The 24984-nt window shown below is 35.5% G+C and carries 20 protein-coding genes; 2 read left to right on the top strand and 18 right to left on the bottom strand.

Annotation, left to right across the window (positions count from 1 at the left end):
* Positions 1-126 precede the first annotated feature (126 nt).
* The 15 genes from A9G28_RS11345 to rpsU form a co-directional block, all read right to left on the bottom strand.
* A complete protein-coding gene (locus A9G28_RS11345; protein WP_065580728.1) occupies positions 127-1494 on the bottom strand; it encodes a tetratricopeptide repeat protein in 1368 nt (455 codons plus the stop codon).
* A 257-nt stretch (positions 1495-1751) separates the two neighbouring features.
* A complete protein-coding gene (locus A9G28_RS11340; RefSeq protein WP_065567845.1) occupies positions 1752-3104 on the bottom strand; it encodes a tetratricopeptide repeat protein in 1353 nt (450 codons plus the stop codon).
* A 1350-nt stretch (positions 3105-4454) separates the two neighbouring features.
* Positions 4455-5567 (bottom strand): bifunctional diaminohydroxyphosphoribosylaminopyrimidine deaminase/5-amino-6-(5-phosphoribosylamino)uracil reductase RibD, encoded by a 1113-nt coding sequence (gene ribD, locus A9G28_RS11335; RefSeq protein ID WP_065580727.1) that lies wholly within the window; start codon positions 5565-5567, stop codon positions 4455-4457.
* Between the two features lie 8 nt (positions 5568-5575).
* Positions 5576-6028 carry a transcriptional regulator NrdR gene (gene nrdR / locus A9G28_RS11330; RefSeq protein WP_065567847.1) on the bottom strand — a complete coding sequence of 151 codons (453 nt, stop codon included), beginning with the start codon at positions 6026-6028 and terminating at the stop codon, positions 5576-5578.
* A gap of 223 nt (positions 6029-6251) precedes the next feature.
* Positions 6252-7541 carry a threonine synthase gene (gene thrC / locus A9G28_RS11325; RefSeq protein WP_065580726.1) on the bottom strand — a complete coding sequence of 430 codons (1290 nt, stop codon included), beginning with the start codon at positions 7539-7541 and terminating at the stop codon, positions 6252-6254.
* A gap of 114 nt (positions 7542-7655) precedes the next feature.
* Positions 7656-8594: a homoserine kinase gene (thrB, locus tag A9G28_RS11320; RefSeq protein ID WP_065567849.1), complete on the bottom strand. Its 939-nt coding sequence runs from the start codon at positions 8592-8594 to the stop codon at positions 7656-7658.
* Positions 8595-11051 carry a bifunctional aspartate kinase/homoserine dehydrogenase I gene (gene thrA, locus A9G28_RS11315; RefSeq protein ID WP_065580725.1) on the bottom strand — a complete coding sequence of 819 codons (2457 nt, stop codon included), beginning with the start codon at positions 11049-11051 and terminating at the stop codon, positions 8595-8597.
* A 351-nt stretch (positions 11052-11402) separates the two neighbouring features.
* The gene (locus A9G28_RS11310; RefSeq protein ID WP_065567851.1) at positions 11403-11732 is read right to left on the bottom strand and encodes a hypothetical protein; all 330 of its coding nucleotides are present in this window, start codon (positions 11730-11732) and stop codon (positions 11403-11405) included.
* Between the two features lie 145 nt (positions 11733-11877).
* On the bottom strand, positions 11878-12633 hold the full coding sequence (locus tag A9G28_RS11305; protein ID WP_065567852.1) for an SDR family NAD(P)-dependent oxidoreductase: 756 nt from the start codon (positions 12631-12633) through the stop codon (positions 11878-11880).
* Between the two features lie 182 nt (positions 12634-12815).
* Positions 12816-13268, bottom strand: a complete 453-nt coding sequence (gene uspA, locus A9G28_RS11300) for a universal stress protein UspA (protein ID WP_065567853.1) — start codon at positions 13266-13268, stop codon at positions 12816-12818.
* A gap of 65 nt (positions 13269-13333) precedes the next feature.
* Complete coding sequence (pitA, locus tag A9G28_RS11295; protein ID WP_065567854.1) at positions 13334-14848, bottom strand: inorganic phosphate transporter PitA; 1515 nt, start codon at positions 14846-14848, stop codon at positions 13334-13336.
* Positions 14849-14916: 68 nt separating this feature from the next.
* Positions 14917-15888, bottom strand: coding sequence for a bile acid:sodium symporter family protein (locus A9G28_RS11290; RefSeq protein ID WP_065567855.1), 972 nt, complete (start codon positions 15886-15888; stop codon positions 14917-14919).
* A 68-nt stretch (positions 15889-15956) separates the two neighbouring features.
* On the bottom strand, positions 15957-17798 hold the full coding sequence (gene rpoD / locus A9G28_RS11285; RefSeq protein WP_065567856.1) for an RNA polymerase sigma factor RpoD: 1842 nt from the start codon (positions 17796-17798) through the stop codon (positions 15957-15959).
* Between the two features lie 81 nt (positions 17799-17879).
* A complete protein-coding gene (gene dnaG / locus A9G28_RS11280) occupies positions 17880-19661 on the bottom strand; it encodes a DNA primase (RefSeq protein ID WP_065567857.1) in 1782 nt (593 codons plus the stop codon).
* Positions 19662-19803: 142 nt separating this feature from the next.
* Positions 19804-20019: a 30S ribosomal protein S21 gene (gene rpsU / locus A9G28_RS11275; RefSeq protein ID WP_034882800.1), complete on the bottom strand. Its 216-nt coding sequence runs from the start codon at positions 20017-20019 to the stop codon at positions 19804-19806.
* Positions 20020-20205: 186 nt separating this feature from the next.
* Here rpsU and hemB point away from each other — a divergent pair, with 186 nt between their 5' ends.
* A complete protein-coding gene (gene hemB / locus A9G28_RS11270) occupies positions 20206-21213 on the top strand; it encodes a porphobilinogen synthase (protein ID WP_065580724.1) in 1008 nt (335 codons plus the stop codon).
* 688 nt (positions 21214-21901) lie between these two features.
* Entirely contained in the window at positions 21902-22483 is a 582-nt protein-coding gene (locus tag A9G28_RS11265) for a Maf family protein (RefSeq protein WP_065567860.1), read from the top strand.
* A gap of 54 nt (positions 22484-22537) precedes the next feature.
* On the opposite strand, the gene A9G28_RS11260 is transcribed toward A9G28_RS11265, so the two are convergent.
* The 3 genes from A9G28_RS11260 to A9G28_RS11250 all read right to left on the bottom strand — a co-directional run bounded on the left by A9G28_RS11260 (position 22538) and on the right by A9G28_RS11250 (position 24981).
* The gene (locus tag A9G28_RS11260; protein WP_065580723.1) at positions 22538-23203 is read right to left on the bottom strand and encodes an ABC transporter ATP-binding protein; all 666 of its coding nucleotides are present in this window, start codon (positions 23201-23203) and stop codon (positions 22538-22540) included.
* Positions 23203-24414 (bottom strand): ABC transporter permease, encoded by a 1212-nt coding sequence (locus A9G28_RS11255; protein ID WP_065567862.1) that lies wholly within the window; start codon positions 24412-24414, stop codon positions 23203-23205. Before A9G28_RS11255 ends, A9G28_RS11260 begins: the two co-directional genes overlap by 1 nt.
* Positions 24415-24486: 72 nt before the next feature.
* Positions 24487-24981, bottom strand: a complete 495-nt coding sequence (locus tag A9G28_RS11250) for a DUF4418 family protein (RefSeq protein ID WP_065580722.1) — start codon at positions 24979-24981, stop codon at positions 24487-24489.
* Positions 24982-24984 lie beyond the last annotated feature (3 nt).

Raw genomic sequence — 24984 nt, 5'->3', positions numbered from 1 at the left:
GGTGGTAACAAATTAAAAAACAAACAATAAATACCTTAAAAAAACCGAAGTTCAAAGCAAGCAAGAACAATCAAAACACCTTGCAATCATATTACAAAAACAATTAAAAGCGGATATGATCCGCTTTTAATGCATTCTTAGTTCATCTTCTTCTATCGGTGGGTATCCTGACCATTCGCTAGGGTGATTGGACGCTCCCATTTTTAACGCGTATTTACGCCATAATTGCGCACGGGGAATATCTTGCTCTTCGCGTTTATAATAGTAACTTAACGACGTTATTATAATGTGATTACCTTGAATGGCTTCTTTGGTTAAATAACGCTCTTTTAGCTTTGACAGTTCGCCAACTGTATTGCCCAGTAATACATCAAAGGTGTTTCTTGGCCATTTTGCATAAATGTGTATTTCCCACCCTTCCTGCATATTTAGGTTATAAAACCCATTAAGAAAATGAAAGCGATCATAGATCCAATCTTCATCGCATACCTTTTCACGAGCACTATATTGAGAGCGATATTTGGTTTTTTGGCGCTTCAATTGAGTATTAAAGTCATATCGATTAGACATTATTACATCAATCAATTGCCATAAGTTATCATCAGGGTGCAATTGATAAGCTTGCTCAAGTAAGGTAAAGGCTTTATATTCATCGACTTTGGTACCTAAGCCTTGCATATACATAAACGCTAATGTCCTTATTGCAGGGACAAACTGTTGCTTAGCGGCTTGTTCATAAAGTGTAAAGGCATGATTTTCATTTTTATCAACCCCAATACCAAACAGATAAAAATAAGCCAAATTGGTTTGCGCTAGGGCATGCCCTTGGTTGGCGGCTTTTTGGTACCATTCAATGGCTTTTTGTAAATCAGGCTCGACCCCTTGGCCATATTCACTCAAAGGGTAAACTCCACGGGGATAATATTCAATGGGTAAGCTCATTTTGTCGAATCGGGCAAATTGTGCTTCGATTTTAGGTAGTTCAGGGTCGATATTGTTGCCATTTTCGTCAAAAATATACAATCGAGGTGCTTTACCGCCTGATGCGTTTTCGTAAATATAACCAATACTATTTTGGGCATCGGCATTGCCTTGAGCGGCGGCTTTTTCAAACCAACTTAAAGCAATCGGAAAGTTGTTTAACTCATCACGGTACATTGAGCCTAAGTTATATTGTGCTTTAGCCAGTCCCTGAGCGGCCGCTTTTTCAAATAATAGCCGCGCTTTAGTGTGATCCCCTTTTTGGTAAAGCAAATTATCGCCGTAAAAAATTTCGCCCAAGGTGTTTTGGGCAATGGCATCACCACTTTCAGCCAGTTCAGTACACAGTTTCATGTTTGCTTCATCACGTGAAAGTTGGCAAGTGGGTTGCTCCGAGGCGCTAGGCATCAAGCGAGTTTGGGGCGAATTGGTATGATGATTGCCCTTGGCAAAAGCCGACATCACAAATAAGGCAACACCAAACCCCAATACCGCATAAGGGATTTTTTTCATTTTCATTCCATTTATAACGATTTTTGATGAATTTTAATATGGTTAACCACGCTAATTGTATAGCAAAAATCGGTGGTAACAAATTAAAAAACAAACAATAAATACCTTAAAAAATCGAAGATCAAAGCGATCAAGATCAATCGCAACACCTTGCCATTATGTTACAAATTGAATTGGAGATAGAGTAAAAAGTATTAAAATGGATGATTTTGTTGTTTTTCAGACTCAACAATAAAAAAACGGGCGGTGCCCGTTATTTATTGCGTTACATTATCTTCAATAGGTGGGTAATCAGGCCAAAATTCTGGTTTATTGACTTGTCCCATTTTTAATGCATATTTGCGCCATAACAGCGCTTTTTGGATATCACCGCCTTCTCCTTTATAAAAATAACTTAGTAAAGTCATTGTATTATAATAACCTTGGATGGATTTTTTTATAAAGTAACGTTCTTTTAATTTCAATAGATCGCCTGTATCTTTGCCTAACCAAACATCTAAGGTATTTCTTCGGTTTTTCGTTAAAATAAACAGATGTGAACTATTCAGCATGTCTAGATTGTAGAAGCTTTTAAGTCCATATAAGGATCCATAGATCAAATCTTCATCACTACCTTCTCCAAGAATGTAATAGCTAATTCTAATAGTTTTTTGATCTTTATGCTGTAATGTGGTTTTTAACCCATAATGTCGATACATTACGTTATAAAAAAAATCCCATAAGGTTTCATCAGGTTGTAGTTGGTAGGCTTGCTCAAGTAAAGTAAAGGCTTTATATTCATCCGCTTTGGTGCCTAAACCTTGCATATACATAAACGCTAACGTTTTTATTGCTGGGACAAACTGTTGGTTTGCTGCTTGCTCATAGAGTTTAAAGGCGTGACTTTCATCTTTATTGACCCCGATACCAAACAGATAAAAATAGGCCAAATTAGTTTGCGCTAGGGCATGCCCTTGGTCGGCGGCTTTTTGGTACCATTCAATGGCTTTTTGTAAATTAGGCTCTAGTCCTTGACCATATTCACTCAATGGATAAATGCTACGTCGGTAATAATCAACAGGCAAGTTATTATCAAACTTTGCAAACTTTGCTTTAATATTGGGGATTTTTTTGTCTGTATTTTTACCGCTTTGATTAAAAGTATATAGCCGAGGAGGGGTACCTCCCGATGCATTTTCGTAAATATAACCAATACTATTTTGAGCATCAACATTACCTTGTGCAGCGGCTTTTTCAAACCAACTTAAAGCAAGCGGAAAGTTGTTTAACTCATCACGATACATTGAGCCTAAGTTATATTGTGCTTTAGCCAGTCCCTGAGCAGCCGCTTTTTCAAATAATAGTCGTGCTTTAGTGTGATCCCCTGCTTCGTACCAAGGTTTAATAGTATAAAAGATTTCACCTAAGGTATTTTGGGCCATGGCATCACCTTTTTCAGTCAGCTCAGTGCAGAGTTTAATGTTTTCTTTATCAAACTTAAGTTGACAAATCGGTTGAGTAGGTTGGTTTTCGCTATTATAAGATGTTGTAGCAAGGTTTTTAGTGTTATCGGCATCACTTGAAAACGATACAAAGCATAATAAAAATGCAGTGTGAAGGATTTTTTTCATTTTTATTCCATTTATTACTATTTTTAATAAATTCTGATATTGTTAACCTATTTAATTATATAGTAAAACATTGTGCTAACAAGTTAAAAAATAGTCAATAAATTCCCCAAAAAACGAAGATCAAAATCGATCTCAATATCCAGTAATCATGTTACAAATTGAGTTAGAGGTAAAGTAAAAAGTATTACAACAGTTGGAGCTATTGTTGTGCAAGGTGATTGTTTTTCCTAATTTTTTAATGTGTATTTACGTCATAACTGCGTACGGGGTATATTTTGCTCTTCGCCTTTACCATAGTAAATTAACGAGGTTTTTATCATGTTATTGTCTTAAATGGCTTCTTTTGTCAAGTGCACTCTTTTAATTTTCATAGTTCGCTAATAATATGTTTAAGGTTACGATTTTCAGCCTCTAGTTCTTTTAAACGTTTAATGTTTCAAGTTTCTATACGCTCTATTTTTCCCACCATTGATAAAAAGTTAAATTGTCCACACCCTATTTGCGGGATAGTGCTTTAATGGGAACGCATGCCTCAGCTTCTTTTCAAATAGATACGATTTGATGTTTAGTCATTTTTTCATAATTAAATCTTTTTTTACTTTTATCATAGAGAATTTTCTATTTTTAGTTGTACTATTTTAGGGGGATAGTTACATTTAGGGGACAGTTACATACAAAAAGTTATAACACTTGGGTTGCGAATTTAATAAGTAAATATGGTTATAAAACGAAATGAATTTTAGTTAAAAACATGCTGAGTTCGGATATCGAGATTAGATATGATGTCTTAACAATATATCCCAGTTATCATGAAAAATTTGAGGGATAGGCAAGGGGCGGTTTCACAGATGATGACAATGTTGTTTTACCAATTAATAGTACGGCGGAAGAAATCGGAGCTGGATTAAGACGGATTTTAGTTGTTGCTGTTAATTTAGCTAATCTAGTTTTTATATTTTTGTTAAAGGTGAATGTTAACATTGTCACCAAACTATATAATTATGAGCGGAGAATAGTAATTTTAAGCTGATTTTTACGCATTGTGCATCCTATTTTTCATTTGAAATATAAAAGAATACACAAACCTAGTACGTATAAAAATCATTCAGAAAAACCATTGATTTTATTGAAGTTTTTATTATTGAAAAATAATAGCAAATAATAACATTACTTCTTTTGCGACAAGGCTATTTTATGATGCACTGCCCGATATATTTAAATATTGGGCGTATGTGAATACTAACTTTTTTGTAACGAATATTTGCTTTGCACTAACTGGCTATTAAAGGCTATTAAAGGCTATTTTAGCTATTTGCTATAGTCTTAATAAGCGTCTTATCAACCATATAATCATCTTCTTTTTAAAACAACCCGCAGATCTTCACCTACCATCGTAGTCGATTCGAACTGAAAGTTGGGTGCCATGGATAATTTTTGTAAATTAGGCAATATACACATATCTTTCGAATTATGCCCAAGTAATTTTGGCGCATAATAGATAATCAGTTCATCAACTAAGTCTTGCTCTATTAGTGCGCCAGCTAAGTGTGCACCAGCTTCAACCCAGACGGAATTTATGCCTTTTTTTCCAAAAAGTGTTAGTAAATGAACTAAATCAATATGATTTTGGGGAGAAGATTCAATAATTAATTGAGTGTTGGGTTTATTGATCGCAATATCTTGTTTGCGCACTACCCATATTTCGCCCAGTTGCTTAAAAATATTTTCTTCGCCTGTTAGTTGATTCTGACTATCGATAATGACTCGTATGGGTTGTCGAATATTTTCAGGAGGATAAATTTGTTTTATGTCATCAGGCAATTGTGCATGCCTGACTGTTAAGCTCGCATTATCCGTTTGCACCGTCATGCGAGTGCTCAATATACAACTTGCTTGCGCTCTGTATCTTTGTACATCTTGCCTTGCAATACTTGATGTTATCCATTTGCTTTCACCTGATGCCATAGCGATTTTACCGTCTAGCGAGGCAGCTAGTTTAAGTTGTACATATGGCAATCCAGTTCGCATTCGCTTTAAAAAACCTTTATTAAGCGATTCAGCTTGAGCGGCTAATACTCCAACAATAACCTCAATTCCCGCATCACGTAATCGTTTAATTCCATTACCTGAAACATTAGGGTTGGGATCTTGCATAGCAATCACAACACGTTTAATTTGCGATCTAATTAAGGCATCAGCACAAGGAGGAGTTCGCCCAAAATGACTGCAAGGTTCCAATGTCACGTAAGCGGTTGCACCTTGTGCGGCTTTTCCAGCCATGTTAAGTGCGTAAACTTCGGCATGTGGTAAACCTGCTTTTTGATGATAACCCGTGCCAACAATCTGATTATTTTTTACGATCAGGCAACCGACATTAGGATTAGGTGACGTGGTAAAACGACCCAACTTAGCGAGCTCAATAGCTTGCTGCATATAAAAATAATCGTTATCGTTTATTATCATTTAGGGTGTTATTTCTGTTGTAATTTGGCAATTTCATTACTAAATTGTTCGATATCATCAAAACTAAAATAGACCGATGCAAAACGGATATAAGCTATTTTATCAAGCTTTTTGAGTTCTTCAATAACGTAACGACCAATTAATTTCGCTGGTATTTCACGTTCGCCTGTTGATCTAATTTTTGATTTTATACGTGTAATAGCATCTTCAATCGAGTCAAAGCTAACAGGGCGTTTTTCTAAAGCTCGTTTTATACCATTGCGTAATTTATCTTCATTAAATGGCTCACGAACTTTATTACTTTTAATGACATTAGGCATAATTAATTCAGCAATTTCAAATGTGGTAAAACGCTCATTACATTCAACACATTGTCGTCTTCGACGTACTTGAAAGCCTTCACTAACAAGTCGAGAATCAATCACCTTAGTATCATTTGCATTACAAAACGGACAAAACATAATAATATCCTTATAATGACACAATTTAGATTACAATAGCTCAAAATTTTGATTTAAACAAGATTGATTAGTATTTTCTATTCTTGATGAGACGCATATTTTAGCGTTAAGAATAAGGAAGCTATTTAATGAGTAAGATTAGCTAAGCGATAAAGTAAGACAATTAAGAGCATTATCACTCAATGAATTAAATGCCGCCGATTTTTTGGCGGCAGTACAAAATTTACCATTCTAGTTTCATTAAAAAATTACGTAATTTGGTAAAATCATTCGGCATATAATGGGAAAGTAGTGTCATATCTGCTCGTTCAGCTAATGCGTTAGGAAGTGCAATTTGCTTGCCAAGAATATTTTCAACGACTTCTTTAAATTTAGCGGGGTGCGCAGTACCTAAAAATAAGCCATATTCACCCTTTTGTAACTGATCACGTAAAGCACGATAAGCAATTGCGCCATGAGGTTCGGACAAATAGCCTTTTTGATCGAGTTCACAAACGGTTTGTTTAGCAACTTCATCAGAAACCGCCGCATGAGCCAGTGATTTAAGATCCCAACCTTCACGCTGATAAATTTCTTCAATTCTAGGCCAGTTATTGGGTTGACTAACATCCATTGCATTAGATAGCGTTGCAATTGTTGCATGTGGTTCCCATTTACCCGTTTCTAAATATCGAGGTACTGTATCATTCGCATTAGTTGCTGCAATAAAACGCTTAATTGGTAAGCCCATGGTTTTTGCAAGTAGCCCTGCGGTTAAATCACCAAAGTTGCCACTTGGAACCGAAATAACTAATTGCTCACGTTGTTTGGGTGTTAATTGAGCGTAAGCTTCAAAATAGTAACATATTTGAGCGAGTAATCGGCTGATATTGATCGAATTAGCAGAGTTCAAACCAATTTTAGTTTTTAATTCTTCATCATCAAATGCCTTTTTCACTAATGCTTGGCAGGCATCAAAATCACTTTTGATGGCAATGGTATGAATATTATCACCAAGTGTACAAAAGAGTTTTTCTTGTAATGGGCTGATTTTTCCTTCAGGGTATAAAATAACGGCCCGAATATTCGGCAAATGATAAAATGCATGGGCGACAGCTGCGCCTGTATCGCCAGATGTCGCAGTTAAAATAGTGATTTTTTTATCTGCTGCTACTTGAACTAATGCTTGTGCCATAAATCGCCCACCAAAATCTTTAAATGCTAGTGTGGGACCATGATAAAGCTCTAATGAGCCAATATCTGCTTCAACGGATGTTATGGGGGCAGGAAATTGAAAAGCATTTTTAACTAGTCTGTACATATCATCACTGCTAATTTCATCACCAATAAAAGCAGATAATATTTTGGCGCTACGAGTAACAAAATCAAGATTTAATAATGATTCAATTTCGTTTATGGAAAATTTAGGGAGTTCTTGGGGAAAGAATAGGCCTTGGCCTTTTCCTAATCCTTGTTGTACCGCTTGAGAAAAACTAACTTGTTCTGAATGATCTTTTAAGTTATATAATTTCATAATTATGTTCCGGTTATCTTTAATCTTTAATCTTTCACTTTTACTGCTATCAGCTTGAACAGTAAAAAGTTAACGTATTTTTTAGATTTAGTCCTGTTTTTATAATAAATAAACTTAAATAATTCTTGCGCCTAGGGGATCTATTTTACAAATATGGGTAAAGCCTTCATCATTTTGTAAATAACAATGTTTAAGCAGTAATTCAATTTGTTGTGCCGTTTCAAGTTGATCTGCAATGACAAACATTGTTGGACCTGAGCCAGAAATTCCCGATGCTAGAGCTCCGAGCTGTTTGACCCGTTTTTGTATTTCATCAAAGCTAGGTAATAATTGTTTGCGGTAAGGTTCAGCAATATTATCAACAAGCATTGCCGAAGCCAATTTAGGTTGTTTGGTATAACAAGCATGCAAAAAACCACCCACATAGCGACCGTGTGCTACGCAATCCGCTTTTTGATATTGAGCCGGTAATATTGCTCGTGCTTCAGCGGTTGAAACCTTAATACCGGGGTATGCCATCACCCAATACCAATCTTCAAAATGAGGTATTGATTCGCTAATTATGCCTATTTCATCAAGGATAAGTTGCATTCCACCTAAATAGCAGGGTGCCACATTATCATAATGTACGCTACCCGAAATGCGTCCTTCAAGCTTCCCCATCATTGTAAGCATTTCAAACTCATTAAATGGTTTATCAAAAAACTCATTTAAGGCAACAAATGCGCCAACCACAGAGCAAGCACTTGATCCTAATCCTGAACCTATTGGCATATTTTTTTCAAGAGTCATACTGACGGGCAATGTTTTACCCATTGCTTGACAAAAATACTGCCAGCATTGATAAACAATATTGTTTTTGGGATCATTGGGGAGGTTTTTCACAAATGAGCCTTTGCTAGTTAACAAAAATTTGCTAGCAGGTTCAACAGTGATACAATCGCCAAGCATCACACCACTAATAGGGCTAATTGCTGCACCTAATATATCAAAGCCAACACTAATATTAGCCATTGATGCAGGCGCATAAACAGTTAAAGATTTATGATTCATTTAGCCTCCTATTTTGCCTGATGTGGTACGTAAAATATCAGCAAAAACACCCGCAGCGGTAACATCATTACCAGCGCCATAGCCTCGTAATACGAGTGGTATAGGTTGGTAATAACGCGTATAGAAAGCTAAGGCATTTTCACCATTTTTGACTTTATAAAGAGGATCTTCGCTATCAACGGCTTCAATCTTAACATGGCATTGCTTGTTTTCTATACTGCCAACATAGCGTAGAACTTTGCCTTTTTTTGCGGCTTGTTCTGATTTTTCTTTAAACACGGCATCCAATTGTGGCAATTGTTTCATAAACTCATCAAGGCTACCTTGTGTATACTCAACAGGTAGAACAGATTCTACATTGATTTGATCAAGCTCTAATTGTAATCCTGCTTCTCGAGCTAAAATTAATAGTTTTCTCGCCACGTCAGTGCCTGATAAATCATCACGAGGATCAGGTTCAGTAAAACCTTTCTCTTTAGCCAATTTAGTTGCTTCAGACAATAACATGCCTTCATCAAGTTTACCAAAGATGAAAGAAAGTGAACCTGACAATATACCTGAAAATTTAATAAGCTCATCCCCTGCATTGAGTAGATTTTGTAAGTTTTCAATAACAGGTAATCCAGCGCCAACATTAGTATCGTACTGGAATTTTCGTTTACTTTTTGCCGCTTCTTGGCGTAAACGCAAATAATAAGCCATTGAACTGGTATTGGCTTTCTTATTTGGCGTGACGACATGAAAGCCATTTGCTAAAAAGTCCGCATATTTATCAGATACTTCACTACTTGATGTACAATCGACTAGAATGGGGTTGAGTAATCGATTATTTTTAGCAAACTCAATAATTCCGTCTAACGTGTAACTATGTTCACTTTGTCTGATTTGATCTCGCCAATTGGTCAGATCAATACCATCACGGTTAAGGACATTATGTTTAGAATTAAATAGCCCACAGACACGAAGATCGATCTGTTTGTTTTTCAGCCATTTTTGCTGGCGATTAATTTGATCAATAAGTGCGCTACCAACGCCACCAACACCAATAACAAATACATCAAGCATTTTGTCCGTACCAAATAACATTTGGTGAGCAACTCTTACGCCCATTATGGCAACATCATTATCAACCACAACAGAAATTGAGCGCTCAGATGAACCTTGTGCAATGGCGACAATATTAATATTCGCTCTGGCTAGGGCTGTAAAAAAGTTAGCTGATAAGCCTCGTAATGTACGCATACCATCACCGATAACTGAGATAATTGCTTGTTTTTCAATGACTTCAATAGGTTCAAGTAAACCATCTTTTAGCTCTAGGAAAAATTCATCATTTAATGCCTCTTCAGCTCGGCTGAGCTCAGTTTGTGGTACACAAAAACTAATACTATATTCTGATGAAGATTGGGTAATAAGCACCACTGAAATGCCGGCATAAGACATGGCAGAAAAAACGCGAGCCGACATACCCACCATGCCCTTTAAGCCAGGGCCAGAGACGTTAATCATTGCCATATTATTTAAATTAGTAATGCCTTTTACTGGTGTTGTTGAATCAACAACATTGGCACCGATTAATGTACCTGGTGCATCAGGATTATTTGTGTTTTTAATTAAGCAAGGAATTTGAAATTGAGCAATAGGTAAAATAGTTCTTGGGTGAAGAACTTTGGCGCCAAAATAAGAAAGCTCCATTGCCTCTTGATAAGATAGAGTCTTAAGGAGTTTTGCATCAGGCACAGTACGGGGATCACAAGTATAAACACCATCGACATCAGTCCATATTTCACAACTATTAGCACGCAGACACGCAGCTAGTACCGATGCAGAGTAATCCGAACCATTACGCCCGAGAGCAACGAGCTCACCTTTATCATTACCCGCAGTAAAACCAGACATTAAAATTATATGATTTTGGGGAATATGCATTTCACTAAGTCGGCGTGAAGACTCTGCAATATCGACGGTTGATTCTAAATAGTTGCCTTCAGCAATTAGCATTGCTACTGGGTTTATTACAGTAACTAAATGCCCCTTAGCCTTAAGCAGTTCTTCCATAATGGCAATAGAGAGTTTTTCGCCACGGCAGATAATTGATGCATTAATGCTATCTGGGCATTGGCCTAATAAAGCGATCCCCTTAAGTAGTTGCTTAACATTGTTTAATTCATCAAGTGCAAAGCGCTTCATCTGTTCATAAGCAAAATTAGGTTGTGCTTTTGCAATTCCTTCTAGTAAATTAGCAAAGATTTTTTCAGCATCACAGATATTATTTTGTATATCCTGCCCAGCAACCGTTTTTTCTACCATTGCAACTAAATGATTAGTAATTTTAGCTGGTGCGGATAAAACAGTTGCGTTTTGCTCTTGTTTAGCATTATTTTCGATAATCTCTGCAACGCGTAAAAAACGTTCTGCGTTAGCGACAGATGTTCCTCCAAATTTTAAAACTTTCATATCACACCTTTACTTATTGTTCTAATTTATGCCTGTTACCATTCAAAATACCTTTTACCTAAAAACATCAGTGGTTTAAAAGTAGTAATAAGAAATCAAAATATTAAAATTTTATCTTTCTTTACTCTTATGGTTTTTGAACCTGTTTTTATAAAAACTAAAAACCCGCCTATTTTGGCGGGTTTTTTATATTTTCAAGGAAAAATTAACCCGCCCTATATTGAATAATAGTGCTTAAGGTGCTAATAATGTTTGAAATCATCATTATCATTTTCATCATTTTCCTAATTAAATTTATTTTTTAAACGTTAAAAACAAAACAGCCTGACATTTTCATGTCAGGCTGTAATTTTAAAAAAACTTTTTGCTATTTTCGTACTCATTAACAACTTTATTCAATGCTTGATAGATACTTTCAGTATCTTGCTTTTTTAACGCTTCATCAAGAATGTTAAGATACGATAACATTAGCTTTTGATTGTCTTCTGCAAACTTTGGTGATATCTCCTGATCTTCATATAGCATGACATAAGTGCGTGCAAATCCAAAAATCAAAAAATAGACCGCTGCGTTTTTTGTATCTTCTTGAATTAATGTTTGCATAGCATTACGCAGTTTTACATAACTGTCTGTGCCTGGTAAACTTGCCGCAAATGTTTTAGTTACTTCAGTAAATACCATTACGATTAACCTCAATCAAAACCACAAGAAAAAAGAATAGCAACCCTAAAGCAGAAGTGCAAGTCTATTTTGTTCTTCAAATCTATTTTTTATTATTAAAGGGAGCGAGCATTTATAATTTACCTCCACAGTCAATACGTTTTAATTACTCACTTTCTTTGTAAAGTGCTAATCCTGCTGGAGCTTGAGCAACTGGCATTATCTCTAGTGAATTGACATTAAAATGTGCTGGCGTATTAACTAACCAAGAAATGGTATTTGCAATATCTTCTGGTGTTATATAATCAATACCTTTGTATACAGCGGCTGCTTGATCATTATTGCCATGAAACCTGACATTAGAAAATTCGGTGCCTCCACATAACCCTGGTTCAATATTGGTGACTCTGATTTTTTTTCCTAAAAGATCAGTGCGTAAATTAGCGCTAAATTGTTTTACAAATGCTTTTGTTGCACCGTATACATTTCCACCTTTATAAGCATAGGTACCAGCTACTGAGCCAATATTAATAATGTAACCAAAGTTGCGCTCAACCATACTAGGTAAAATTTGATGAGTTAAATGAATTAATCCCATTATATTAGTTTGAATCATTGTTTCCCAATCATTGAAATCAGCTTGATAAGCTGGTTCTAATCCTAAAGCCAATCCTGCATTGTTAATTAAAATATCGATAGGTTGAAATGCTTTAGGAAGCTGTAACAATATTGATTCTATTGCATCTTTTTTTGTAACATCCAAAGTTAAAAAGGTAAAGTTTATTCCTAATTCATCTGCTAATTTTTGTAACTTATCTCCACGTCGAGCAACACCAATCACTTTATAGCCGTCAGCAACGAGCTTACGACAAATTGCTTGACCAAATCCGGATGAAGCACCTGTAACTAAAGCGATATTCATAATAAGCCTCCTTATCGGTTAAACAACGGTTTACGTATATTTCCATAAACTGTGATATGCATAAACAAAAAAGATACAAATAAAAATAGAGTAAAGCACATAATTTCTTGAAATGATTTTACAAAATATTTATTTAATACCTAAAAAAAACCCGCTAATTAAGCGGGTTGATATTTAATATTTCATGTAGCAGGTTCTTCTGCGGGTTCTTCATCTTTCAATGGAACAATCAATGTATCGATATGTGTATTATTAATAAGTTGACGAGCAGAAGACATTAACTTACTCCAAAAGTCTTGATGATGGCCACACACGACAAGATCAGCGCCATATTCGTGAATTGCTTCAATTAATACTTGGTCAAATTCTCCATTTCCTGAAAGAGTATGAGCAATAGGATAACCCGCATCGTCGGCCAATTTATTTAAAGCAACGTGCGCATCTTGAGTAATTCGGTCTTTCATATCATTCATATTAATATCAACCAAACCAGTATAAAGATCTGAATAATTAATACCAACATGAATCAATGATATTTGAGCATTATATGGTCTAGCCATAGAAACAGCTTTTTCGACAAGAACTTCACTTTCAGGTGATAAATCTACTGCGACTAATATATGTTTATAAGCCATGATATTTTACTCCTTCCTATTTTTAAAGCCCAAATAAATTGAAAACCAGTTCTCTATTTTTACTCCTAAATTAATTTTTGAGCAAGCCAAAAAAGTGATCCAGATAGCAAAATTGAAATTGGAAGTGTTAAAATCCAAGTTAATGCGATACTTTTGATTGTTTTACTTTGTACTCCACCGCCATCAACAATCATCGTTCCAGCAACTGAGGAAGAAAGAACTTGGGTTGTTGATACTGGCATGCCAGTATAGCTTGCAATTCCAATTGATAAAGCTGTTGTGATTTGTGCTGATACTCCCTGAGCATAAGTCATGCCTTTTTTACCAATTTTTTCACCAATAGTAATAGCTACACGGCGCCATCCTATCATTGTTCCAACTGCCAATGCTGAAGCTACGGCAACGATAATCCAAACAGGCGCATATTCGACAGTTTTAAGCAGATCATTATTCAAAGATTTTAAATATTGTTTATCTTCTGGTGTCACGTTAGGTTGTTTAGCAACATGCGAAACCGTGTCAGATAAACAGAGTAATATACGTCTAGTTTGTGAACGTTGTTCTACCGTAAGTGACTGATAATCACTAATTTTATTGAATAAATTATTAGCAATCGCTAATGTGGTATATGAACGCGAATAATCACAATGATATTTATTCAAGTCGCCTTCTGGAACACTCGTATCTAACAGTGGTTGTTTACCTATTATCGTTGTTAAATCGTCATTATGGGTAACAAAATACTCTTGAATATTGTGAATAGCATTACGAGTATTTGTAATATCATAGGTAGATGCACTCATGTTAACAATAAACCCTGCTGGAGCTATGCCCATCAACACTAACATCAATAAGCCAATACCTTTTTGGCCGTCATTGGCTCCATGAGAAAAACTTACGCCAGCAGCCGAGATAATGAGCATAATACGAATCCAAAAAGGAGGTTTCTTCTTGCCATAGAGTTTTTCACGTTGCTCTGGCGTCATAAATATTCGCTCTCGTTTTTTACTACTTTTTTTACTTTGTCCTTTACGAGTCCAATATTTTCGTAGTAAAAATATCATTAGACCTGCAATCACAAGGCCAACAGCAGGGGAGACAATCAATGATAAAAAGATATGAATCATCTTAGGAATATTAAGTGCATTTATTATTGATGTATCCATAATAAATGCGTTAGCAATTGCCACGCCAATAATTGAACCAATTAGGGTATGTGAGCTTGATGCAGGGATACCCACATACCATGTTCCAAGATTCCAAATAATGGCTGCAAATAAAATAGAAAAAACCATTGCAAGCCCATGAGCAGAACTTACATTAAGTAATAAATCAGTTGGCAATAGATGGACTATAGCATAAGCAACACTTAGCCCACCAAGTAGAACACCAAAAAAGTTGAACATGCCCGCCATAAAAACAGCGAGTTGTTCTTTTAATGCTCTTGTGTAGATTACAGTCGCAACGGCATTAGCTGTGTCATGAAATCCATTAATTGCTTCATAAAAAAGGACAAAAAACAGCGCCAAAAATAAAAATAGAATGGTCGAAAATTCTAATTCAGCAAATAGAGGTAACATAATATATCTTTCTGTTGTTAATATCGGCCCTATTATCCTTGAGAATAGGGCAATGAGCAAAACAAATTTTAAATTTTTCGTTTTGCATAACGCTCAGCTAAAATAGCACAAACCATTAATTGAACTTGATGAAAAATCATTAATGGTAAAATGATTATCCCTGTTATAGACATTGGGAAAATAATACTAGCCATTGGAATGCCGCTTGCTAAGCTTTTTTTCGAGCCACAAAATACAATAGTAATTTCGTCTTCTTTACTAAAGCCAAGTAATCTTGAAACATAGGTTGTTATTAACAAGACAATAGTTAATAACATAATAGAATAAAAAATAATTTCTAAAAGTGATAAAAAGCTAATTTGAGACCAAATGCCATTTGCGACGGCATCACTAAAGGCAACATATACAACTAATAAAATTGAGAGGCGATCAATTTTAGAAATAATACTTTTATATTTATCCACCCATTTACTAATGAAATACCTTGATAAATGACCCAGTATAAATGGCAACATAAGTTTAAGCATGATAGAGATAATAGCATCTAGCATATTCATAGAATTCGAGGCTTGGGTATGCATCAATAAGCCAACCAAAATAGGGGTAATAAATACGCCTAAAAATGTTGACGCTGAGGCGCTACAAATAGCCGCAGCAACGTTACCTTTTGCTATGGAGGTAAAGGCTATAGCGGATTGAACAGTTGCGGGTAGTACACAAAGATAAACAAAACCTAAATAAAGATTTTGCGGTAAAAAAGTGGGAACCAATATTTGCATCATTACTCCTAGAACAGGAAAGATAACAAAAGTGGTCATAAAAATAACTAAATGTAATCGCCAATTTTTTATACCAATAACAATCGCTTGGAAAGAAAGCTTGGCACCGTGCATAAAAAAGAGCAAGCCAATAGCAAAGGTAGTCAGATTTTCAAAAAAAACTTTAGTCTGCCCTTTACATGGTAAAAAACTAGCTGTAATTACGACACAAATTAACGTTAACAGAAATGGATCGATTTTAAAACGTTGTAGGATATTCATAGTTTTGCTTTTAGTCTAATTAGTAAAAAAAATCGCCACGATTGTGGCGATATTTATAGGTAATAATTTTATTCTAAGAAACTACGAAGCACATCGGAACGGCTTGGATGGCGCAACTTACGCAAGGCTTTAGCTTCAATTTGACGAATACGTTCACGTGTAACATCAAATTGTTTACCTACCTCTTCTAACGTATGGTCTGTGTTCATATCTATACCAAATCGCATACGTAATACTTTCGCTTCTCTTGGCGTTAGCCCTGATAAAATATCACGTGTTGCACTACGCAAGCTTTCAGATGTCGCTGCATCTAACGGTTGCTCAAGAGCAGTATCTTCAATAAAGTCACCTAAATGTGAGTCTTCATCATCCCCAACTGGTGTCTCCATTGAAATTGGCTCTTTAGCAATCTTAAGCACCTTACGAATTTTGTCTTCTGGCATTTGCATTCGTTCGGATAACTCTTCAGGCGTTGGTTCACGACCAATTTCTTGTAACATTTGGCGTGAAATACGGTTTAATTTATTGATTGTTTCAATCATATGTACCGGAATACGAATTGTTCTTGCTTGGTCAGCAATTGAACGAGTAATGGCTTGCCTTATCCACCAAGTCGCATAAGTCGAGAACTTATAACCACGACGATATTCAAATTTATCGACCGCTTTCATCAAACCAATATTACCTTCTTGGATAAGATCCAAGAATTGTAACCCACGATTCGTATATTTTTTTGCAATGGAAATAACTAAACGCAAGTTAGCTTCCACCATCTCTTTCTTGGCGCGACGGGCTTTAGCTTCACCAATAGACATCCGTCTATTAATATCTTTAATCTGTTCAATAGATAGACTAGTTTCTGTTTCAATTTGTTGCAATAAGTTAACCTGAACTTGGATTGGTTCTTCAAACTGTTTCAAACTTACAGCAAATGCGCCTTTAGCTGTGAGCGCTTTTTCATACCAACTCATATTATTTTCGTTACCGGTAAAATACGTCATAAACTGTTTTTTCGGCATTTTGCATTGTTCAACACAAAGCTTCATAATCACGCGTTCATGTGCTCGGACTCGCTCCATCATACTGCGCATATTATTAACGAGAATATCAAACTGCTTAGCGACTAAACGAAATTGCTTGAATATTTCTGATAGATTTTCGATCTCTTTTTGTGCTTTGTTATGAGCTCGGCCATATTTTTTGATCGCATCAGACGTTTTATCGTGTTGCTCTTTTAATTCAGCAAATTTAGCTCTGGCAACTTCAGGATCAATAGAAACATCATCATCGGTTGAAGAGTCTCCTTCTTCATCCTCATTTTCATCGTCACTATCATCAATTTCAATTTCAGATTCACTAACTTCTAAATCTTCTGGCAATTCGTCTGTCACTTCTTCAGCATTTGGGTCAACAAAGCCTGTAATCAAATCAGATAAACGAACTTGGCCACTTTCGATTAAATTATATTGCTCTAAAAGATAAGTAATTGCTTCTGGATATTCTGATACTGAAGTTTGAACTTGATTGATACCATCTTCAATACGTTTAGCAATATCAATTTCGCCTTCGCGTGTTAGTAGTTCAACCGCGCCCATTTCTCGCATATACATACGAACAGGATCAGTTGTTCTACCAATTTCTGATTCAACATTAGATAATACTAAGGCAGTTGCAGCTTCAACAGCCTCTTCATCAGGGACATTATCTGAAAGTAATAGTTCATCAGAGTCTGGGGCTTCTTCAAGCACTTGAATCCCCATGTCATTAATCATTTGGATAATATCTTCAATCTGATCTGAATCAATAATCTCTTCCGGCAAGTGATCGTTGACATCAGCATAGGTTAAATATCCTAGCTCCTTACCTCGAATGATCAGGAGTTTTAGCTGTGATTGAGAATTTTGCTCCATAAAAGGTATCCACTTTAGTTATTTGGTCATCTATATTATATATGTAGACTAATAGTTGGAGTCTACATATAGCCTATATATTTAGTCTTTTCTTGATAAAACAAGTATTAAAGTCGCCAATTCTTTTTTCTCTGCGGCACTTAAGCCAGAGACTCTCTCTTTTGCGATCAGTTCATCTTGCCTTTGGGCGAGTATATTATCATACAACTCTTTTAAAGTATGTGAAAAAGTTGAGCTTATTTCATCATCTTGATAATGGTGCTCCCATGTTGATAAACGGCTTAACTGTTTGTAAAACGGCCTGTCTATGCATTCTGTTAATATTTGTGCTGTTGTTATATTGGGATAACGTTGGCATAATTCAAGCAATTCGATAAAAATCTCAATTCCAGCCATGTTAACTTGACGAATTGCATTGAGATCAGAAACTTGCTCAGCAAGATTTGGGTATTGAAGTAATAAACCAATTAAAATGCGCATCGTAGTTAATTTTATTTGTGTTCTAGGTGTATTTTCATTGGCTTTTTCATCTTTTTTAGAACGATTTTCATTTAACAATTGTTCTAGTTGAGAAACATCAAGTAAACCTAAATAATTACCTAATTTTTGTAATAAATTTAATCTGAAAGCTTTTGCTCTAATTTGATCAAGCAACGGTAAAGCTAGCGAACTTAATTTCGCTTTTCCTTCAGCCGTTTTTAAATCAACTTGCTTTAAAAGCTCATCAAATAAAAATTTTGATAGATTTGGCGCTTCATTTAAATATTTTTCAAAACCCTCTTTACCAACTTTACGCACAAAAGTATCCGGATCTTCATCTTGAGGTAAAAAAGCAAAGGTAATTTTCTTTCCATCGATTAAACAAGGTAATAAAACGTTCAAAGCTCGCCAAGCAGCGTTTCGTCCAGCATTATCACCATCATAACAAAATATGACCGAATCTGTAGCTCTAAACAGTAATTTAATATGTTCTTCTGATGTTGCCGTGCCTAAAGCGGCAACAGCATAATCAATGCCATATTGAGCAAGCGAAACCACATCCATATAACCCTCAACCACTACAAGTTGCTGAGGGTTACGATTAACCTCAAGTGTTTCATAAAGTCCATATAACTGAAAACCTTTATGAAAAATAGGAGTTTCTGGCGAATTAATATATTTTGCAGGATCATTAATGATAGTTCGCCCACCAAATGCTATAACATTTCCTTGCCTATCTCGAATAGGAAACATGATTCGCCCGCGAAAACGGTCATATTGGTTACGGCTATCATTGGTTACTAACATACCCGCTTGCTGATAAAGTGCAGCTTCAGCTTTTGTTTTAACCACATTTTGTGATGTTAATCGCCATTCATTAGGCACAAAACCAATTTTATATCTGGCGATAATTTCGGCATTAAGCCCTCTTTGTTCAAGATATTTATGGGCTTCTATGGATGTTGGCAAGGCCAATTGCTGTTGATAAAAATTAGTAATTTTAGCCATTAATGCATACAAGTCACGGCGCACATTTCTAGATTCGATATGCTTTGATTGATCTATTTGACTATTATCAGTATCAATATAAGGTACCTGAATACCTTGCATGCTAGCTAATTCTTCAATAGCTTCAGGGAAAGATAACCGTTCATATTGCATTAAAAAATTAACAACAGATCCAGAGGCACCGCACCCAAAACAATAATAAATCTGCTTTTTCTCATTAAGTGAAAAAGAGGCGGTTTTCTCATCATGAAAAGGGCAACAACCAAAATAATTATTCCCTTTTTTTTTCATTTTGACGCGCTTGCTAATGACATCCAAAATATTGGTTCGAGCAATTAGATCTAAGGTGAAATCGCGAGGAATAAAACCTTTCATGATAAATTTTAACCAATTTTGCTGTTACAGAAAGGCAACAAGCCGTATTAAAAATACGGCTTGTTAGAATTCTTTATATTAGAAGATAACAAATTGATTTTAATATCAATTCCAATTTTCAGTATAAATAATTTTAAAACTATTAATATAGACGAGTGCGACGAGCGTTTTCTCTTTCTAATTTCTTAGCATGACGTTTAACAGCTGCAGCTTTTGCTCGTTTACGAATAGTGGTTGGTTTTTCGTAAAATTCACGATTACGAACTTCAGCTAAAACTCCTGCTTTTTCACAAGAACGTTTGAAACGACGTAATGCTACATCGAAAGGTTCATTTTCACGTACTTTAATTACTGGCATGTGCCTCTCACCTCAAATTTGTTTAATATCACAAGGGACTAAAATTTAGTGCGTAATTTTACTCCTAATCGATATATGTTGTAAAGTAAAAAATAGAATTATTATCAGACTACAAATTAATTTGCTAATCAAAATATAGCGTCAGATAATAAATCAAATCTCATTAAGAATAAACAGGAGTTTTTCATGCCATCATTTACAGGTCAATACCCACAACGTCGCTTACGTCGTAACCGAGTTCATGACTTTAGTCGTCGTATGCTTGCTGAGCATAGCTTAACAGTTAATGACCTAATTTATCCAGTCTTTATTGTTGAAGGGAATAATACAACTGAACGGGTAAGTTCAATGCCAAACGTTAATCGAATGAGTATTGATGTATTATTAAAAGAAGCGGAACAAGTAGTTAAATTAGGGATTCCTGTCCTTTCATTATTTCCTGCTATTGATCCGGTAAAAAAATCATTACTAGCGCAAGAAGCGTATAATGAAAATGGGTTAGTACCAAAAGCTATCCGAGCATTAAAAAAAGAGTTCCCAGAGCTAGGTATACTCACCGATGTTGCTCTTGATCCTTATACTACACATGGACAAGATGGAATTATTGATGAACACGGATATGTACAAAATGATATTTCCGTTCAAACGCTTACTAAACAAGCGTTAATGCAAGCAGAAGCAGGTGCTGACATTATAGCACCAAGCGATATGATGGATGGACGCATTGGTGCAATACGTGATGAACTAGAAAAACAAGGCTTTGTTAATACGCAAATTATGGCTTATTCAGCAAAATATGCATCAAGTTTTTATGGACCTTTTCGCGATGCGGTCGGTTCTGCTAAAAATATAAAAGGCAGCAATAAAAAAACTTACCAACTCGATCCAGCGAATAGTAGTGAAGCATTACAAGAAATTTATCAAGATTTAAGTGAGGGTGCAGATATGGTCATGGTTAAACCAGGCATGCCTTATCTTGATATAGTTCGAAGAGTGAAAGAAACTTTCGCTGTGCCCACATTTGCTTATCAAGTATCTGGGGAATATGCCATGTTAACAGCAGCAATCCAAAACGGTTGGTTAGATGAAAAATTAGCAATTATGGAATCTTTACTTTGTTTTAAACGCGCTGGTGCAGATGGTGTTTTAACCTATTTTGCTAAACAAGTCGCTGAGTGGTTACATCAAAAATAACAATATTTGTTTAAATGTTGATAAATCCTTTTCTAGTTCAAGGTGATTATATAAAGAAGCTAAATTAATTAGCAGTTTTGTTGTTTGTTTATAATACTTTTATAAACAAAAGTTACCTTTTATCAATATGCAACAACACTGAAAGCCCAAAATAAGCCATGTTGTTTTTATTTCGGCTCGCTAAGATTCTCTTATTTTAAAAAAGATTTGAGTTATCAACTAAAATGAGCGAGCCGATGTATGGGAAAAATTGATTAAATCATCAATTAGTATTTTTTCCCAGTTTTGGGCGATTGACTCATTGTGGGATGAGTAGCTCCAACTTACCATCATCGTCAATGAGCATAGCTTTTAGTTGTAGCCATTACGCTGATCGCAGATGGCTGCCTAATTTTTTATGATATTTATCATGGCATAACTATTCGTCCATCTCTGAATTAAGGCGCTTTTCGATAGCCAGTTTATTAAAAATAACCATTAACTTATCTAAGTCGTCTTGAGTTTTTCTATTGTTAGCTAATTTTGCTAGTAGATATTATGAATATTTTTTATCCATTTTTATTTGTCTGTTTTTTATATTACAATATGTTAACAATAACTCTACTAGCTGCACCACAGTCAGTTGATTATTATGCTTATATCGGTTTTAATGCACATCCTTCCGCTTGGATTTTAAGAGAAAATTAAAATGAGAATCATCTTAGCATCAACATCTCAATCACGTAAAAAAGTGCTTGAAAAATTAGCTATTCCTTTTGAATGTGTGCCACCGATTTGTGACGAGACGCCACTTAAAGGCGAATCAGCCGAGCAGTTAGTCGTTCGTTTAGCCCAAATGAAAGCACAATCATTAGTTACTAGCTATCCCAATAGTTTAATTATTGGTTCAGATCAGGTGGGGGTGTTAGACGGTAATATTGTTTGCAAACCGCATACGGTTGATAATGCCCGCAAACAGCTTCGACAAAGCAGTAGTAAAGCTTTCTATTTTTATACTGGTATGACAGTAATTAATACCAAAACTCAACAACAAACCACCATTTGCGAACCGTTTAAAGTGACCTTTCGACATTTAACTGATTCAGAAATTGATGCCTACATTAGCAAAGAGATGCCTTTACAATGCGCTGGTAGTTTTAAATGTGATGAGTTAGGTATTACCTTATTTGATAAACTAGAAGGTAATGATATTAATTCGTTAGTCGGGTTACCACTGTTAAAACTAAATAAAATTATGATTGAAATGGGTTGTAATCCACTATTGTTGTAAAGCACACAAGTTAAATTCCTCCATTTTGACTTAGCGTTGTGTTAATCGACTTATTTAATCAATAAATTTTCCAGCCGACATTTTCAAAATTGTTTGGCTATAACTAGCTACATCATTATCATGGGTGACAATTAATAAGGCTGTGCCTTGCTGGTTAATTTCGGTTAATAGTTGCATGATATCCGCCGAGCTTTCGTCATCAAGATCACTGGTTGGTTCGTCAGCTATAATGATTTGTGGACGACAAATTAATGCACGTAAAATAGCAACTCTCCGCATTTCACCACCAGACATATTGGCGGGATAAGCATCTTGTAAATAACTTATTTTAGCTTTTTTAAGCAGGCTTTGTGCGTAACTTAGGCTGTTATCATTGGAACGCTTAGTTAAATAGAAAGGCAAGCGGATATTATCTAGCGCAGTTAAATTAGGGAGTAAACTACTACCTTGTGGAATATAACCAATATGCTGATTGCGAAATGCCGATACCTGTTGATCATTAAGTTCAAATAAGTTGGTTTCATTAACGGTGATCTTGCCTTGTGTTGGTGTGAGTAATCCTGCAATCATGTTAAGTAATGTTGTTTTACCGCTGCCCGATTTACCCATAATGCAAATAAAGTCATTTTTTTTCATTGAAAAACTGACATTATTTACTGCTGAAAAGGTTTGCTGGCCACGGTAATAATCTTTACGTAGATTTTTGACATTTAGTAACATTATTCGCCCTCTCTAAGCGTACTGTAAGTATCAAATTTAGTCATAGATAATGCACTATAGGTACTTGATAACGGGGCAATGATTAACGTAAGAATAAAAACTATTATTGCATATAATAGTGCATCAAATAATGAAATATTCATACACGGCAAACCGATTGATTGACAAATTAATAAGCTAAATGCATAGAGTAACACTGTTGCGATTATGATGCCGGCAATACCACCTAATGCACTGATTATTAAAGATTCTCGTAACAACATTTTGACTAGATCACGGCGTGAAGCGCCTAATATTCGTAATAAACTGATTTCGCGTTTCCGTTCATTAAGTGAAGATGAAAAAATAACAAAGATCACAATAATTGCCAGAATCCAAAAAATAGCCGATAGACTATAAACAATAGTTGAAAAGCTGGTTAACCATTTAGATATATTGCTTAACATGCCTTTAGTCATGATAAAGTCAATATTATAGTCAATAGCATATTTAGGCATAATTTGATTAACAATGTCTTTAGACTGATAATCAGAATTAACTTTGATAAAGATTGACGAAGCATAATCTGCAAAATGGTCAATATCGCCCTCAATTAGCTTAGCTTCTTTCATTAATGATTGCGCTGCTTGCATGGTCATAAAGACTGACGTGTCGAAGCCCATACCGGTACTATCCATTTTTGCAGCGATTTTAAATGGGTGATTAAAAAACATGATTTCACTGCCTGCATTAGCACTAATTTTTGAACCGACAACGACTTGATTGTCAGTAAGAGGTGCTGAGAGTTGTGATTGCAACCAAGGTTTAATCACAAAATCACTATGCTGATCAAAACCAATTAATTGGACTTTAGATGAACAACAACCTGCATTTAGCGATGCAATAAATAGTTGTGGTGAAATAGCATCGATGCCTTTGATCGCTTTTATTTTATCGATCAAATCAACTTTTAAATAAAAACTACTCGGTTCACCACGCAATAAGGCAACTTCTAAATTTTTTTCATAACCATGGGGGACAATAAGAATATCAGCTCCTAACCGATTCGCCATGCCAGTAATACCCAAGCTAAGGTTTTTCATTAGCACGCTACCACCAAACAGTGTTGCAGAAAAAAGCATGATAATGATAATCAAACAGCAACTGCGAAATGGTCGTCGCTGTATATTGCGCCACGCTAAATTTGCCATAGTGATCGGTTTTTCTTGCATGTTAACTTCCTGCTGGTGTAATTAAAAAGTATCTTTTTTTATGCCGAATAAAGATAAATAAGCGTTTAGCCTTTAAAAGTTAAATTGTCGATTTTTAGTCTTTTTATTTAAATAATAAGTGTTAATGATAGCAATAATAAATAATAAACTAGATAATAACACTAAGGCTGGTTTTGCCCCCATATTACATCGCATCATTTCGTTAGAGCAAACGCCAATTAAAATGGTTGGAATTGCTATGGCTAATAACGAAATACAGGCAAGTGCCATGTTTAATCCCATGCGAACAAAGGCAGTACTGCTAATTAATAGCAATGTGCCAATAGTTATCACTAAACAACCAATACCGATTTCAGCTCTGGCTGTCCAAAAACATTTCATGATTTTTCCTGTACTAGCATGCATGTGCCCACTATGCGCAAGCTCACTACTAGTGCTACTCATTGTATCAATCGGTGTGGTTACAGCTTCAGGCGGTGGACAAACTGGCAATATATATAATGGAAATAAAATAATTAACACACCAATAACGATAAAAATACTTGACGAAATAATACGATTTTTCATATA

The sequence above is a fragment of the Gilliamella sp. Fer1-1 genome (assembly GCF_001690825.1).
In the GTDB taxonomy this organism is placed as follows: Bacteria; Pseudomonadota; Gammaproteobacteria; order Enterobacterales; family Orbaceae; genus Gilliamella; species Gilliamella apicola_C.
Note: the sequence above shows the minus strand (reverse complement) of the source record. Positions and strands in the feature narration are given on the sequence as shown.